The sequence below is a fragment of the Pantoea sp. Taur genome (assembly GCF_009830025.1).
GTDB lineage: Bacteria > Pseudomonadota > Gammaproteobacteria > Enterobacterales > Enterobacteriaceae > Pantoea > Pantoea communis.
In genome coordinates this window covers 58,504-74,902 of record NZ_SZZZ01000017.1, presented here as the reverse complement: position 1 = coordinate 74,902, position 16,399 = coordinate 58,504, and the positions used below count along the sequence as shown (strand labels likewise).

At 56.1% G+C, this 16,399-nt stretch carries 13 protein-coding genes; 10 read left to right on the top strand and 3 right to left on the bottom strand.

Annotated features, from left to right (window positions below):
* Positions 1–218 precede the first annotated feature (218 nt).
* From paoA to paoC, 3 genes are read left to right on the top strand one after another with little or no spacing between them, the layout of a single operon-like run.
* Positions 219–857, top strand: coding sequence for an aldehyde dehydrogenase iron-sulfur subunit PaoA (paoA, locus tag FD744_RS19815; RefSeq protein WP_160869072.1), 639 nt, complete (start codon positions 219–221; stop codon positions 855–857).
* Positions 854–1,810, top strand: coding sequence for a xanthine dehydrogenase family protein subunit M (locus FD744_RS19810; protein WP_034823389.1), 957 nt, complete (start codon positions 854–856; stop codon positions 1,808–1,810). The genes paoA and FD744_RS19810 overlap by 4 nt, the downstream gene beginning before the upstream one ends.
* Positions 1,807–4,005 (top strand): aldehyde oxidoreductase molybdenum-binding subunit PaoC, encoded by a 2,199-nt coding sequence (gene paoC, locus FD744_RS19805; RefSeq protein WP_160869071.1) that lies wholly within the window; start codon positions 1,807–1,809, stop codon positions 4,003–4,005. Before FD744_RS19810 ends, paoC begins: the two co-directional genes overlap by 4 nt.
* 69 nt (positions 4,006–4,074) lie before the next feature.
* Here paoC and FD744_RS19800 read toward each other — a convergent pair whose 3' ends face one another.
* Genes FD744_RS19800 through FD744_RS19790 form a run of 3 tightly spaced genes read right to left on the bottom strand, consistent with a single transcriptional unit; the run spans position 4,075 to position 7,223 of the window.
* Entirely contained in the window at positions 4,075–4,647 is a 573-nt protein-coding gene (locus FD744_RS19800; protein ID WP_052127438.1) for an NTP transferase domain-containing protein, read from the bottom strand.
* Positions 4,644–5,639, bottom strand: coding sequence for an XdhC family protein (locus FD744_RS19795; protein WP_160869070.1), 996 nt, complete (start codon positions 5,637–5,639; stop codon positions 4,644–4,646). Before FD744_RS19795 ends, FD744_RS19800 begins: the two co-directional genes overlap by 4 nt.
* 54 nt (positions 5,640–5,693) lie before the next feature.
* A complete protein-coding gene (locus FD744_RS19790) occupies positions 5,694–7,223 on the bottom strand; it encodes a Fic family protein (protein ID WP_160869069.1) in 1,530 nt (509 codons plus the stop codon).
* Between the two features lie 617 nt (positions 7,224–7,840).
* Between FD744_RS19790 and FD744_RS19785 the strand changes: the two genes are divergently transcribed.
* The 7 genes from FD744_RS19785 to FD744_RS19755 all read left to right on the top strand — a co-directional run bounded on the left by FD744_RS19785 (position 7,841) and on the right by FD744_RS19755 (position 16,319).
* Positions 7,841–8,473, top strand: coding sequence for an aldolase (locus tag FD744_RS19785; protein WP_034823386.1), 633 nt, complete (start codon positions 7,841–7,843; stop codon positions 8,471–8,473).
* A gap of 63 nt (positions 8,474–8,536) precedes the next feature.
* Positions 8,537–9,877, top strand: a complete 1,341-nt coding sequence (locus FD744_RS19780) for an MFS transporter (protein WP_034823385.1) — start codon at positions 8,537–8,539, stop codon at positions 9,875–9,877.
* A gap of 40 nt (positions 9,878–9,917) precedes the next feature.
* Positions 9,918–12,005 (top strand): hydantoinase/oxoprolinase family protein, encoded by a 2,088-nt coding sequence (locus tag FD744_RS19775; RefSeq protein ID WP_160869068.1) that lies wholly within the window; start codon positions 9,918–9,920, stop codon positions 12,003–12,005.
* Entirely contained in the window at positions 12,005–13,687 is a 1,683-nt protein-coding gene (locus tag FD744_RS19770; RefSeq protein WP_034823383.1) for a hydantoinase B/oxoprolinase family protein, read from the top strand. The genes FD744_RS19775 and FD744_RS19770 overlap by 1 nt, the downstream gene beginning before the upstream one ends.
* Positions 13,688–13,689: 2 nt before the next feature.
* Positions 13,690–14,499: an SDR family oxidoreductase gene (locus FD744_RS19765; protein ID WP_034823382.1), complete on the top strand. Its 810-nt coding sequence runs from the start codon at positions 13,690–13,692 to the stop codon at positions 14,497–14,499.
* A gap of 19 nt (positions 14,500–14,518) precedes the next feature.
* Positions 14,519–15,670, top strand: coding sequence for a pyridoxal phosphate-dependent aminotransferase (locus FD744_RS19760; protein ID WP_160869067.1), 1,152 nt, complete (start codon positions 14,519–14,521; stop codon positions 15,668–15,670).
* A 28-nt stretch (positions 15,671–15,698) separates the two neighbouring features.
* On the top strand, positions 15,699–16,319 hold the full coding sequence (locus FD744_RS19755; RefSeq protein WP_080748146.1) for a TetR/AcrR family transcriptional regulator: 621 nt from the start codon (positions 15,699–15,701) through the stop codon (positions 16,317–16,319).
* Positions 16,320–16,399 lie beyond the last annotated feature (80 nt).

Sequence of the window (16,399 nt, the reverse complement as noted above, 5' to 3'; positions counted from 1 at the left end):
TACGTCAAGCAATGCGGGGAAATCAAATTTATAAGCGATACGGTATATTTCTAAAATCGGTCATATAAAAATTGTTTTATTTCTCGCTCCGCTTACTTTCTGCGAAGAAATAGCCCGCCACACCCGCAATGTCCAATTGACGTCTATGCTTAGTGCTTACAAAAACCTTATAAACTGAGGTGCCTTAGGCACCCTAATTTTGTCACTGGAGGCCGGGTATGAGCACCCCACATGATGTCAACCACCAGCAGGTTCGTGATCGAGAAAACGCCGCAACAGCCAATAGCGCTTCAGTTGCGACCACATTAAGTCTGCACGCGCTAGCTACCACACCGCCACCCGCCATGATGCCGGTACGTTTAAAAGTGAATGGTAAAGAACGTTCGCTCCATCTGGATACCCGCACCACTCTGCTGGATGCTTTACGCGAACATCTGCACCTCACCGGAACCAAAAAGGGCTGCGATCACGGTCAGTGCGGTGCCTGTACCGTTATCGTCGATGGGCGACGTATTAATGCGTGCCTCACACTAGCGGTAATGCAGCAAAACGTTGAGGTCACCACCATTGAAGGCCTGGGTACGCCTGACAATCTGCACCCGCTTCAGGCTGCTTTCATCAAACATGATGGCTATCAGTGCGGATACTGCACGCCGGGACAAATATGCTCTTCCGTGGCGGTTCTGAAGGAAATTGCAGACGGCATACCCAGTCATGTTTCTCTGGACCTGCTGGCACAGCCGACACGACATGCAGATGAAATTCGCGAGCGCATGAGCGGCAATATCTGCCGCTGCGGGGCCTATGCCAACATCCTCGCCGCCATTGATGAATACGCGGAGGGTCAGACATCGTGAAAGCCTTCAGCTATGAAAAAGTCACCTCTTCCCTGGAAGCCGCCACGCGCGCGCTGCAAAATCCCGGTGCCAGGTTTATTGCCGGAGGCACCAATTTGCTCGATCTGATGAAGCTGGAGATCGAAACCCCCGCTCATCTCATTGATGTGAACGGTTTGGCACTGGATAAGATTGAACCCACCGACGAAGGCGGACTGCGTATTGGTGCACTGGTGCGAAATACCGACCTTGCCGCAGACATGCGTGTGCGGACGGGCTATGCGGTGCTCTCACGCGCGTTACTGGCAGGTGCGTCTGGTCAGTTACGCAATCAGGCGACGACGGCAGGAAACCTGCTTCAACGCACGCGCTGTCCTTATTTCTATGACACCAACCAGCCCTGTAATAAGCGTCTGCCCGGCAGCGGCTGTGCGGCGCTTGGGGGTTACAGCCGCCAGCTTGCTGTTATCGGCGCCAGTCAAGATTGTCTTGCAACACATCCCAGCGACATGGCCGTGGCAATGCGTCTGCTGGATGCAACTATCGAAACGGTCAGCCCGGATGGCAGCGAGCGCGCGATTCCTATTAATGATTTCTACCGCGCGCCGGGTCAGACGCCTCATCTTGAGACGGTGCTTAATGCGGGCGAATTTATCACTGCGGTGGTCCTGCCGCCGCCAGTGGGAGGCACGCATATCTACCGTAAGGTTCGCGATCGCGCCTCTTATGCATTTGCACTGGTTTCCGTAGCGGCCATCGTACAGCGTGATCACACAGGAAGGATCGCCGTCGGGGGTGTGGCGCATCAACCCTGGCGACGGGCGTTGGCAGACAGCGAACTGCCCAATGGTACTCAGCCGGTTTTCGATAAGTTGTTTGAGGGTGCACAACCTACGGCGGATAACCAATTCAAGCTGGTACTGGCGAAGCGCACTCTGGCTTCAGTGCTGGCAGAATCGAGGGCAAAAGCATGAAATTTGAGAAACCCGCCGGGTTGAATCCCATCGACCAGCTCAGATACGTTGGCCGTCCGCTTGATCGCATCGATGGGCCATTAAAAACAACCGGCAGCGCGCCTTACGCCTATGAATGGCATGATGAGGCGCCTGACGTCACGTATGGGTATGTGGTGGGCAGCCCCATTGCCAAAGGTAAAATGACCTCACTGAATACCGAAGCCGCAGAAAGCGCACCGGGCGTGTTAGGCGTTGTTACCGCCAAAAATGCGGGCAAACTCAGCAAGGGAGAGATGAACACGGCAACGTTGCTGGCTGAATACCGTATTGAACATTACCATCAGGCCGTTGCATTGGTTGTCGCGGAAACGTTTGAACAGGCGCGAGCGGCGGCCCAGCTGGTGGAGGTCAGCTATCAGCAAGAAGAAGGCGCTTACAGCCTTGATCATGAAATACCCACCGTGACGACGCCACCGGAAAGTACGCCGGATAAAACCGTGGGGGATGTGGATCGTGCCCTGAGCGAAGCGGCGTTTGTGCTGGATGAAACCTATAGCACGTCGGATCAGAGTCACATGGCCATGGAACCGCATGCTTCTATGGCCATGTGGGACAAGGACAAGGTAACGGTGTGGACGTCGAACCAGATGATAAACTGGTGCCGATCCGATCTTGCGAAGACGCTGAACCTGCCGCTGGAAAAAGTGCGGGTGCTGTCGCCTTATATTGGAGGTGGTTTTGGCGGGAAGTTGTTTCTGCGCAGTGATGCCCTGCTGGCAGCGTTGGGTGCTCGCGTTGTGAAACGTCCGGTGAAAGTGATGCTCCCCCGGCCAATGATCCCTAATAACACCACTCATCGTCCCGCTACGCACCAGCATATTCGCATCGGTACAGACAAATCCGGGCATATCACGGGCATCTCGCATATTAGCTGGTCGGGTAACTTGCCGAACGGCACGCCAGAGACCGCCGTGCAACAGACGGAACTCCTCTATGCCGGCGCTAACCGTCTGACCGGCCTGCGTCTGGCAACGCTTGATCTGCCGGAAGGCAATGCGATGCGCGCGCCGGGTGAAGCGCCGGGTTTAATGGCGCTGGAAATGGCGATGGATGAGATAGCGGAGAAAGCCGGCATCGATCCGGTGGAATTCCGCATCCTGAATGATACTCAGGTTGATCCCGCTGATTCCAAACGCCCCTTCTCGCGCCGCCAGCTGATTGAGTGTCTGCGCACCGGTTCAGAAAAATTCGGCTGGCAAAAGCGTAATCCGTTACCTGCCCAGGTAAGAGACGGGCGCTGGCTGGTGGGCTTAGGCGTAGCCGCTGGATTCCGCAACAATCTCCTCGCCCCTTCTGGCGCACGGGTGCACCTGGATGCGCATGGCATCGTCACCGTCGAAACCGACATGACAGATATTGGCACTGGTAGCTACACCATCATCGCCCAGACGGCGGCAGAAATGATGGGCGTGCCCCTTGAACAAGTAGCAGTGAAACTGGGAGATTCCGCTTTCCCGGTCTCAGCGGGGTCCGGTGGTCAGTGGGGTGCGAACACGTCGACGGCAGGCGTTTATGCCGCCTGCGTCAAGCTTCGAGAACAGGTAGCAACAGCACTCGGCATCAACCCTGATGAAGCCGAGTTCGTGGAGGGCGAAGTTCGCTCAGGTCATCGCAGCGTCCCGCTTTCTGCGGCAGCGGCTAATGGCACTCTGACGGCAGAAGACACGATTGAGTTTGGCGACCTCGATCAGCAGTATCAGCAATCCACGTTTGCCGGGCATTTTGCTGAGGTGGCCGTAGATGTTTATACAGGGGAAGTGCGGGTACGCCGCATGTTGGCCGTCTGTGCGGCAGGTCGAATACTCAATCCCAAAACCGCGCGAAGTCAGGTCATTGGCGCGATGACAATGGGATTAGGTGGCGCGCTGATGGAAGAACTGGCGGTGGATACCCGATTGGGATTGTTTGTGAATCACGATATGGCAAACTACGAGGTTCCCGTTCATGCGGATGTTCCCGAGCAGGAAGTCATCTTCCTTGATGATACCGATCCGGTCTCTTCACCGATGAAAGCCAAAGGCGTGGGTGAACTGGGATTATGCGGTGTCGGTGCAGCCATTGTGAACGCGATTTACAACGCGACGGGTGTCAGGGTCAGAGATTATCCGGTTACGCTGGATAAACTCTTAGCAGCTTTACCCCAGACCGCTTAACGCTCGCCAAATAAATTTACCCGCTGTGCGGTCTGCAAGTCCGTGCAACGGGTCTGTCTCTTAGCCAGATCAACCTTCAGCCTGATTAGCCCGCGTCATATCCTCAATAGTATCAATATCCGTGATGCAGCCGCGATCGGTTAAGTCAACTAATGTGACAGCATCAGCGTTCAACAATTCCCTCGCCCCTTTGTCTCCCTGTAATGCGCAAAGCTGAGAGTAAAAAGATTGCTGAAAACCGACGGGATGACCCTGTATGCCATCGACTTGTGCGCGTACCGATCGGGCGTTGCGCAGCGCTTCACTGACTGTTTGATAGCTGGAGGGCTGGATAAAAGGCATATCCGCGAGGGTAATTAACCATCCGTCATAATCTGCTGTGGCGTTAACGCCCGCCGCGATAGATTCCCCCAGCCCCTCACTTGAACAGCGCACGATACGTTCCTCCGACATCAACGCATGCAGTTGCCTGTCTTCAGCCCGAGCCACCACATAGCAGTCAAGACCAGTAGCCCGTACATTTTCCAGCGTATGCTGTAGCACTGGCTTCCCCTGCATTACCGCAGCGAGTTTATTTCCCCGGCCGGGTTGTCTGAAACGACGGCTGTACCCAGCGGCCATGACCAGAATGGCAATATTCACGATGCGCCCTCCTTGTCCTGCGGTGAGCCCATCAAACCATTTTTGTGGCTAACGACATCGGCCATAATGGATAGCGCGATCTCCGCGGGTGTTTTGCTGCCAATATCCATCCCAATCGGGGCATGAATCCGGTTAATTTCTTCGGGATTCAGTTCGCCAATCCTGACTAACCGCTCTTTTCGCCTCAGACTGTTGTTCTGCGATCCCATGGCGCCGATATAAAAAGCGGGCAGATTTACAGCCTCCATCATCGTGAGATCGTCGATGCGAGGGTCATGGGTAAGGGAAAGAATCGCGGTGCCTGAGTGACACCCTTCACGTTCAAGATAGCTAGCGGGAAACTGCTTGATTAACTTCACAGAGTCATCAAGTTGATCGGCCAGATTCAGCAGTACATCCTCGCGGTGCTCACACACCAGTGTTTCAAACCCTAAAGCCTGAGCAAAGTTAGCGCAGTAGAGTGCGACGCTGGAGAGGCCCGCAATGACCACCCTGGGAGGGGCGCACAACGTCAGCACGATGTTCGCGCCCTGTACCTGAGTATGCGTCCGGCTCAGATACCCCCCAGGTAGCAGCGAACGGCACGGTTCGGGTATTGTCAGCGCTTTTACCACGGAATGCGGCCCCGTCAACGCTGACATCATCTGGCGCAGGTAGCCGAGCGACGCTTTACCCGGCATCAACTTTTCCACCAGGATGTCCAGCGCGCCTCCGCAGGGCAGCGCCTGGTCCGGCTCAAAGCCACCGTCTCCATAACGCACAATCTGGCTGGGAAAGGAAAAAATATCGTCGCCAATTCGGGCGATAAAGCTTTCTTCCACGCACCCGCCCGACAGCGAGCCGCAATAGCGACCATCGCTTCTGATCACCATCATTGCGCCTGGCGGGCGCGGGGACGAGCCAAAGGTCCTGAGCACCGTACATAGCCACACCGGATGCTCCTCAGCCCATGCCAGTGCTGCGTTCAACACTTGCACATCAATATGATGCATGCAGTTCTCCTGTAAGGGCGTTTATGTTCAGAATTGCGTCCAACCCAACTGTTCTTAACTCCCCTCGTCAAACGCCGACTTGACCGCCTCAACGATCTTCTCCGCTCTTGCCGTATCCTCTAGCTGCGGATACTCCTTCCTCAGCTTTCCTGACACCTGCCAGCCATTCTCTTTCAATGATCGGATTATCCGATTCGCATCCTGATCCGGCATCTCCAGCACTTCCTTCAGCCGCTCCTGTGCCTTCTGGAATATCGTCAGCACTCTGGCTTCATCGGCCATTTCCACGCGCACGGTGTGCTCAATCACTTTAGCGGTATACAGCACGTGAGAAGTTAAATCCGGGTAGCGCCAGGCGTAACGCGCATCTTCGTAGTCGGAGAAGGTGAAGTTGCTGGGTGTACCGCCGTCATACATCACGATCTCACCGAAATGGCAGGAGGTCGCATAGCGGCGCATCAGGCGTTTGGAGAACACTTCCAGCGTGCGGTCATAGCCAACACGGAAATCCAGTGAGCTGGTGATGCTGGCGGAGACCGGCAGAATAACGCTTTCAGGAATGGCGCCGTCGCGGATTAATGAGTCATTAATCAGGAAGCGGTGAATACGGCCATTCCCGTCGCGCATCGGATGAATATACACAAAGCCGAAGGCAATCACGCCCGCTCTGGCCAGAGGCTCGGCGCAACGGGTGGCGAGCTCAAACTCCTGCAATCCGCGCATAAACTGCGGCAAATCTTCAAACTGCGGCGCCACGTAATGCACGATATCTTCGCGCATCGTGGCCTGTCCGACAAACACCGGCGAGCGACGCAGCCCCAGTCCCAACGCCTCGTGACCGAGAATGCCTCTTTGCAGAATATGCAGGCTTTCATCACTGAGCGGGTCATCGATCTGGCCGCAATATTGCGCAATCACATGGGCGAAACGCTGAATACGATCGGCCTGCTCCGCCTCTTTCTCAATTAAAAAGCTGGCACGGGATTCCTTGAAGGTCAGCCAGCTGGCGGTTCGCAGCAGAATATCTGCGCCGAAAGTATCTTCCAGTTCATGCAGTGCTGCCGTGACATCAAAGGCAATGGCATTCTCAATCTCAGGCGTGCGGCGAACCACAGGGCAGAAGTCAGGCGAGCCGGGTAAGTTATCATTGATACGCCAGCGTTTATTCTTGATCGCTGAGGTGCGCGTCAGATAGTCCTTCGCGGAAATCGCCGTAATATACCCGCCGTTAGCGACATCGGGCACGTTGGTGAGCGTGTTACCTGTTAGCCATTCATAGAGAAAGCCAGTACGGCGTGCGTATTGGCCAAAGGGCTCGCGCAGGCACCAGCTTTCGATCGGTTCAGGGCCGATGGCAGCGAAGAGCCGGGCAAAAAACTCCAGATGGATCTCTTCATATTTGAGGCCAAACGCAAAATGGCCTGAGAAGCTATCGTCAGGTTGATAGCTCGGAGGATAGCGCTTTTCGATGCGTCCCTGGTTCTCATGGGTGGCGCGAACCGTGCCAATAGCCGATTCCACGCGAAGCGGCTGAACCAGTTCAATGTGATAGCGCTTGCAGAGCGCCTTAAATCCCACCAGCATCGGCTGATTCCTTTAACATTCAGTTGAAAACGGTAATTTATCCGCACTATAACGCGAAAACACTAACAGCGCGAGGCAACTCGACTAATACGCACGCTAAAATGCTAACAAAAACGCCCTGGAAGCTGAAAATGATAATTTACGCCGTGTGTGAAAAGCCACTCGACGAACTGCCGAGGAATAAGCTGTAGGCGGTCAATTGTTTTCACCGCAGTTAGGGTTGCCCTTAAACGGTGCAGTTAATCGGTAATGTAGTAATGGGAAATAGCCCTTCTAAAGAGAGATATAGCTAAAAAATTATAATCCAATGCACCATTATTGTGATGCGATCGTCATATTTAACCATTGGCGCGCTATTTTTGTGCGTGACGTCAAAATAAATTCATAAGAAAATAATATAGAAATGAATTTATAAATTCAGGCTGTTTTTTATCCATTGAAACCAACAGAAAATAGTCATTAACTTCATGGCAATACGCTAGAAACCCTTCATGGAAAGCTTCCAAAACTCAGCTAAAAAACCACATTTCATCCTGACAAGCGTATTGCTAACGCAAATTTAAAAGTGATAAAACATTCTCACTTGATAAATACTTTTCACTTAAAAGGTGGTTGGCATGGCACTTGAAACAGCTTACGTCCGTATTCCAGAAGCATGGAACCGTCCCGATAAAAAATGGCTTGCCGCATTCGCTGATTTTCCCGTTGCCAATATTGGTGATGCAATGGAAAGACTGAACATGTGCGATGCCGGGATCGTTCCGGTCACCACCCACACCGCGTTCGTCGGCTTTGCTTTTCCTGTGCTGGTCACGCCCGGCGATAACGCTGCCGTTATTCGTTCACTGGATTATATCCAGCCAGGCGATGTGATGATGATCAATGGCCAGGGCCACATTGACCGCGCCCTGGTGGGTGAACAACTCACCCAGCGATTTCAGCATGCGGGCGCCGTCGCACAGGTGATTGATGGTGCAGTGCGTGACCGCAAAGTGATTGAATCGACCGGTTTACCGACCTTCTGTCGCGGCGTTTCTCCTGCTGGCCCGTTCAAAAATGGTCCGGGCGTGATCGGTGAGCCGGTGGCGATTGGCGGCGTGGTATGTGCCGCAGGCGATATTGTGGTGGGTGATGACGACGGCATCATTGTCATTCCTTTCTGGCGCGCAGAGGCGGTATTGGCGGAAGTGCGCGAAGTTGCCCGACGTGAAGCAGAAATGACGGCGGAAGTGACCCGTCAATATAAATAAAGTCAGGCCAATACCGTTTAAGGCCTTCCGGGGATTAATCACGCTTAACTCAGGGCAAAACAGATGACGAAATCACATGCCGCAACAATGGATTACGCACTGCCGAAGGATGGAAAGACGAAGAACAACGTTGTACGCCGCGCGTCAATCGCAGGCGGAGTCGGTTCGTTTGTAGAGTGGTATGACTACGGAATTTACGGCTTGCTGGTGAGTTCACTGGTGCTGGTGTTTGCCGCCAGTGACATGAACACCAGCGATGCCGGATTGATGCTCACCTATGTCGGCTTCACCGTCAGCTTTGTGGTGCGTCCGTTTGGTGGCGTGATTTGTGGTTACCTCGGTGACAAAATTGGACGCCAAAAACTGCTGGCGATCCTGTTACTGATGATTTCACTGGCAACCGCCGCGATAGGCCTGTTGCCGAGTTATGAAAGCATCGGCTGGGCCGCACCCACGTTGCTGATCCTGCTGCGCATCGTGCAGGGGTTCTCCGCCGGTGGTGAAGTGTCCGGGGCCGGTTCTTTTGTGGCGGAGTATGCGGAAGACCATCGTCGTGCAGTAGTGATGTCGCCGCTGGTGATGGGTTCCTTTATCGCGCTGCTGTTCGGCAGCCTGTTAATCAGCGGCTTAATCAACGTGTTTGGTGTCGATGCCATGAACAGCTGGATGTGGCGTATCCCGTTCCTGCTGGCCATTCCAATGGCGCTGATTGGCGTCTACATCCGAACCCGCATCGAAGATACGCCGCATTTCCAGATGGTGAAGGCCAGCAAGCGCGTAGTGCGTAACCCGATCCGCGAAGTACTCTCCTCAAAACGCCATCTGAAAGCGATTGGTCTGGCCATCACCCTGCCAGCCGTGAACGGCCCAGGTTATTACATTCTGTTTGTCTACATGCCGACTTATCTCAATAAGGTGATGCACTTCCAGCAGATTCAGAGCCTGATGGTGACGGCCTGCGGTCTGTTAACCATCGTCGGTGCCATCCCGCTGATGGCGTGGCTTTCCGATCGCCTCGGCCGAAAACCGCTGTTGATTGCCTCCGCGATTGCCATGGCCGTACTGGCGTGGCCGTGCTTCTGGTTACTGACGCTCGGTATGTTCCCGCTGGCCTGCATGGCATCCATTCTACTGGCCTTCGCCTTCGCCGGACACGCGGGCGTGATTCAGGCCACGCTGGCAGAGATGTTCCCGACCAACGTGCGTTACAGCGCCTACAGCATTGGCTTCAATCTCTCGACGGTGATCTTCGGCGGTTCCGCACCCCTGCTGATGACCTGGATAATCGGCATGACCGGTATCGCCAGCATCCCAAGCTACATGGTGATTTTCACCGCAGCACTGACGCTGATCAGCGCGCTGTATCTGAAAGAGACCGCCGGCAAGCCGCTGGCTGATGAATAAGCACTGAATATAAGTACTCACTCAGGATTTCGAGGTCACTATGAAAAACGCGTCACCCTGGCGGATAGGGTTTGATATTGGTGGCACCTTTACCGATTTGGTGCTGTTAAACGACGTCACCGGCGAAGCGATTCGCCATAAAACGCTGACCACGCCCGAAGACCCTTCCGAGGGCGCTTACACCGGGCTGACTCAACTGGTGGAGATGGCGGGACTCAGCGCCAGTGACATTCGCACCATTACCCACGGCACCACGCTGGCGATCAATGCACTGCTGGAACGTCACGGCGCCAAAACCGCATTGGTGGTGACACGCGGCTTCCGCGATGTGCTGGTGTTAGGACGTGAGTATCGCTATGACATCTATGACCTGAACGGTGCACCGGCGAAACCACTGCTGACACGCTCGCAGGCTTATGAAGTCAATGAGCGCGTCACGGCACGCGGTGAAGTGGTCACCCCGCTTGATGAGCGAGAAGTGGTGCAACTGGCGGCTGAACTGCGCTCACAAGGTTATGAAGCGGTGGCGGTTTTGTGCATGCACGCTTACGCCTGGCCCGATCATGAAAATCAGATCGAGGCGATTCTCAGCCGTGAACTGCCGGGCGTATCGATCTCGGTCTCTCATAAGGTGTCCCGTGAGATCCGTGAATACGATCGCGGCGTGCTAACGGCGATGAATGCCTTCGTGCAACCTAAGGCGCGTCGTTATATGGCGCGGCTTGAGCAAAAATTGCGCGAAGGCGGTTTCGCCTGTGACTGGCTGGTGATGGGCTCCAACGGAGGTTTGATGGCGCCGCAGGTGGCGGCCGATTATCCCACGCGCATCATCGAATCCGGCCCGGCAGGCGGGATTGTGGCGACTGCCGCGTTTGCCCGTAAGAACGATGAACATCAGGTGCTGGCCTTTGATATGGGCGGCACCACCGCGAAAGCCTGCGTAGTGCGTAACGGCGAACCTTCCATCACCACCGATTATGAAGTGGGTCGCGCCGACCGTTTGCTAAAAGGCAGCGGTTTGCCGGTCAAGTTGCCGGTAGTCGACATGATTGAAATCGGCGCAGGCGGCGGCAGCATCGCGCGCGTCGATTCACTTGGCCTGCTGGAGATTGGTCCTGAGAGCGCCAGCGCCTGGCCGGGACCGGCTTGCTATGGCCGTGGCGGAGAGCTGCCAACGGTCACTGACGCCAACCTGGTTCTGGGCCTGCTGGATCCCGATGCCTTCCTCGGTGGCCGGATGCGACTCGATGTGGAGGCAGCCCGCACCGCGATCCAACGCATCGCGGCACCGCTGGGGTTAACAATTGAAGAGGCCGCATGGGGCATCCACGAAGTCGCCAACAGCAAAATGTCCGAAGCGCTGCGCACCCACTCGGTTGAGAAAAATGTCAGCCCGTCACAGATGACCATGCTGGCATTTGGCGGCGCGGGTCCGAGTCACGCCTGGTCGCTGGCCAAACAGCTCAGTGTCAAACGGGTCTATTTCCCGAACGGCGCGGGTGTCTATTCCGCTTTCGGTTTGTTAACCGCGCCGCCAAGTGCTGATTTTGTGCGTGCCGATCGTTGCCGCCTGCAACCCGGCATTGACGTCGCTGCCATCAATGCGATCTTCGCCGAGGGATTCGATGAAGCGATGACCACGCTGGCCGCGGCAAATGCCGATCCTGCCACCGCCATTCAGCAAAAGCTCGCCGGCGTGCGTTATGTCGGTCAGGGATCAGAACTGACCGTGATGTTGCCTGACACCTTCCTGAGCCACGGCGATGTACAAGCGCTGATCGATACCTTCGAAGCCGCCCATCTGGCGCGCTTTGGCCGCACGTTGCCGGGGCAAGGTGTAGAAGTGGTGAACTGGCGGGGGCGCGTACAAACCACGCCTCCGACACTCAACACTAGCGATCAGCTGCGTCATCCCGAACCGGACGCGCGTGAAAAAAGCCTGCAGGTTTATCTCGGCCGTGAACAGGGCTACCGCCCATGCCGCGTGATCCCGCGCAGTTTGCTGGTCACGCGAGTGGCAGTGCAGGGTCCGGCACTGCTGCAGGAGAAAGAGTGTGCAATCTATGTCGGTCCGGGTGCTTCTGCGCAGCTGGATGAACAAGGCAATATTTTGATGGAGCTGAACTGATGGCGACAACCACCCCTGATAACCTACGATTTCTCGAGGATCCCATCAGCCTGCGAATTACCTGGGATCGCCTGGTGAGTATTTCTGAAGAAGCGGCCGCCACGCTGGTCAACATGGCGTTCTCCAGCATTATCCGGGAAGTGGGCGATTACTCCTGCCTGCTGATGGATGCCAGCGGCAGTTCCCTGGCACAGCCGAAAGCCAGCGTACCAGTGTTTATCGGCACCCTGCCCGCCACCGTGCGCCATTTGCTGGCGAAATTCCCGGCTGACACCCTGAAACCGGGTGACAGCCTGATCACTAACGATCCCTGGCTCGGCACCGGTCATCTCAACGACGTAACGGTGGTCACGCCGGTGTTCCGCGACGGCAAACTGGTGGCCTTTACCGGCGCAGCGGCACATATGTCGGATATCGGCGGCTCGCTGAATATGGGGTCCTCGCGCGACATGTATGAGGAAGGGTTCCTCATTCCACCGAGCAAGCTGATGATGGAAGGTCAGGTCAATCAGCAACTGCTGGATCTGTTCCTAGCCAACGTTCGCGCACCGGACCAGGTGGAAGGCGATCTGCACGCAATGCTGGCCGCTAACCAGATTGGTGCTAACGGTTTGCTGGGCCTGATGGATGACCTGAAACTGGAATCCGTCACCCCGCTGGCAGAGAAAATCCATTCGCTGACCGAATCCGCGATGCGCAAAGCCATCGAAGCGGTGCCGGATGGTCGTTACGAAGCGGCGGTCGATATTGGCGACTATGAAGGCGATATTCACCTTAATGTGGCGGTGATTGTCGAGGGCAGCAATATCACCATCGATTACGCCGGTTCTTCGGCCGAATCGATGTTTGGCAGCAACTGCCCGATGTCCTTCACTTACGCCTACAGCGTCTATCCGCTTAAGTGCCTGCTGGAACCGCATCTGCCTAATAATGAGGGCTGCTTTAAATCCATTACCGTGACTGCACCGGAAGGATCGATTGCCAACGCGCGCCCGCCTTGTGCGGTTGAAATGCGCAACCGCGTTGGTCATATGGCGCACGCCGCGATCTTCACCGCGCTGTCAGAGATCATGCCAGATCGCGTAATGGGCCACTCGGGCAGTGCGCCAGTGACCTGTGACGTGTTTGCAGGCCAGTTCGATGACGGTCGCCGCTTTGTCGAGAGTCTGTGTGTTAACGGCGGCACCGGCGCACGACCGGCAGCGGACGGGATTGTCACTGGCTTCCCGGGCAATATGTCTTCCACCCCGGTCGAACTGATTGAATCCGCCACGCCGCTGCTGTTCCTCGAAAAAGCCATCGTGCCGGATTCCGGCGGTGCGGGACGTTATCGCGGCGGCGTGGCACAGCGCATGGTGATTCGCAATACCAGCCAATATCCGCTCTCGCACAGCATGTTCTATTCGCGCCAGAAACACGCGGCAGAGGGCGTGCTGGGCGGATCGGCAGGGGCACCTAATTTTATCGCCATCAACGGTGAATCCCTCGCCAAACCGGTTGGCCGTCATGATGTCCTGCCGGGCGATGAAGTCACCATCCAGATGCCAGGCGGCGGCGGCAAGATGCCGGTCGCTGAACGTGACCCCCAAGCTATTTTGTGGGATTTACAGGAAGGCTACATCACCGAGGCGGGAGCGCTGCGTGATTACGGCGTGGACGTCGCAGCACTGAACAGGAGCTAAGCATGGAACAGTTAACGGGAAAAGTAGTGATCATTACCGGCGCCGGCAGCGGCATTGGTAAAGCGGCTGCCGCAGGTTTTGTGCAGCGCGGCGCGCGCGTGGTGCTGGTGGGTCGTCGTAAAGCGGTGCTGGATGAAGTCGTGGCGGAACTGCGTGAGCAAGGGGGTGAAGCCTGGGCTTATGCCGCTGATATCGCCAGCAAGACTGAGGTGAATGCGCTGGTTGCCTGGACGCTGAGTAAATTGGGCGAGGTGGATATTCTGGTCAACAATGCCGGCAGCGCCAGCAAAACCCTGAACGCGCGCTGGATCGAGGAAGAAGAGTGGGATCAGGTGCAGGACGTCAACATGAAAGCCGTGTTCCTGCTGACGCAGGCGCTGCTGCCTTCCATGCTGGCACGTAAAAACGGCACCATCATCACCGTGTCATCTCTGGCGGCGCTGCGTCCAAATCTGCTGGGTGGCGCAGCCTATGGTGCCGCGAAAGCCGCCGTGCGCAATTTCATGACTTATCTGCACAACACCTTCCGCAATGACGGCATCCGCTCGACCTGCATTCTGCCAGGGGAAACGAACACGCCGATTATGGATAACCGCGCCAACCCGCCGCTGCAAAGCATTCGTGACCATATGGTGCAGCCTGAGGATGTCGCCGACGCCATCCTGCTATGCGCCAGCCTGCCGATGCGCACGGTGATCGAAGAACTGATTGTCGCGCCGACCTTCCTGCGTGACGTTTCCGGCGATCTGGAGATCAGCCGCTGGAAAAATGCGCCCGCAGAGTGCAAAGCCGAGCGTTTCAACCACAACTGATCCCCCAGGAAGGTCAATAATGTCTGCCAAACTGTTTAAAGCATCCGAAGCGGTACTGCGTGTCGAACGCACGTCACTGCGCGTACAGCAGCCTGCCTCCAGCAGTGACATGGTCTCGCTGGCGATGGGCGAACCCGATTTTGATACCCCACCGCGTATTGTCCAGGCGGCGGTTGAAGCACTGCAACAGGGCTATACCCATTACGCCCCTCTGCTGGGCGATAAAACATTGTGCCAGGCGCTGGCCGACGACGTCTCTGCGCGGAGCGGCATGTCGGTTAAAAACGGTGAAGTGCTGGTGACTCACGGCGGTACCGCCGGCCTGGCTGCCGCGATCCTCTCTATCGTCAATCCGGGCGATCGCGTCGTCATCCCGGATCCGACTTATTCGCTGTATGCCGACCTGGTCAATATGGCGGGTGGTATCTGCATTCCTATGCCGTGCCGCAGCGATTTGCACTGGGATTTGGATCGTCTGGATAAAGCGCTGGAGGGCGCCAAACTGTTTGTGTTCTGTAACCCAGGCAACCCCACCGGCATCGTGCACAGCCGTGAAGAGATGGAAACCCTGGGTAAGCTGGTCAGTAAACACAACAATCTGGTGATTGCCGATGAAGCTTACAGCGATCTGGTGTTCACCGATCGCCCTTTCACTTCAGTATTGCAGGTGCCCGCCTTCGCTGGCCGCACGCTGTACTGCCAGACCTTCTCAAAAAGCTACGCCATGACCGGCTGGCGCGTGGGCTATCTGGCGGGACCCGCTGAGATGATCGCTGCCGCCGCGCGCGTCCACAATAGCGTCAACGGCTCGGTGAACAGTGCAGTGCAGCGCGCGGCACTGGTAGCGCTCACGCAGTGTAAAAATGACGTCAAACGTATGTATGATGTCTACCGTGAACGTCGCCAGTTAATGATGGAAGGGCTGTACGCCATCCCGGAGCTGTCGCTCAATGAACCCGAGGGTGCATTTTACTGCTTCCCTTCCTATTCATTGCCGATCCCGGCAATCGATATGGTCGCGCTGCTGCGTGAACAAGGCATTGCGGTGCGTCCAGGCAGTGAGTTTGGTGCGGCGGGAGAGCGCCACCTGCGCCTGTCCTACGCGGCCAGCAATGAGGCGATTGTCGAAGGCGTACGCCGCCTTAAGCGTGCGCTAGCTGGTTTGAACTGAGACGTAAAACACAGGAAGAAAACCCACCATGGCGGGAAGACCGATGCGCAGTGATACCGAAAGAAACCGCAAAAACCTGATTCAGGCGGGAGCCCGCTTGTTTGAGCATGCAGAAAACCCGATAAGCCTGGCGGAGATTGCCGCCGAAGCCGGCGTATCCGTTGCTACGGCCTATCGCCAGTTTACGTCGGTAGAAGAGGTGCTGAACGCCTATCGTCAGGAAGTGGGCCAGCTTTTGCTCGATTTCAGTCTGAGCCAGAGTTGCGCGGGCCTGCAGAAACTGGAGAACATCAGCCGGCACTGGATCAAACTGGTGCGTGAGAACGGCGCCGCAATGGTGCCGATGCGTAACCGCCGTGGCTACCTGGAACGTTTATGGGAAGGCGCGGACTACCTGAAAGTACAGGCGGATGCGCTGCGTCCGGCGTTACGCGAAGCGATGGGTGAAATGGATCTGCCGGACATTGGTGATAAAGCGATTTTCCTGTGGAACATCCTGTTCGATCCCCGTGAAATCTTTGACCTGCTGGATACCGTTGGCTTGACGGAAAAACAGGTGGGTACGCAGTTGATGTCAGTGCTGATTGGCGGCCTGCGCGGTTTCGCCACCGCCAATGAATTCAGCGTGGAAGCTTGCCGCACTAAGTAAATATCGGGGCCGCCACTCAGCGGCCTTTTCCCTCTTCTTTTGATGATCACAGCCACTGTGAGGGCTTTCTGCATCCTGAG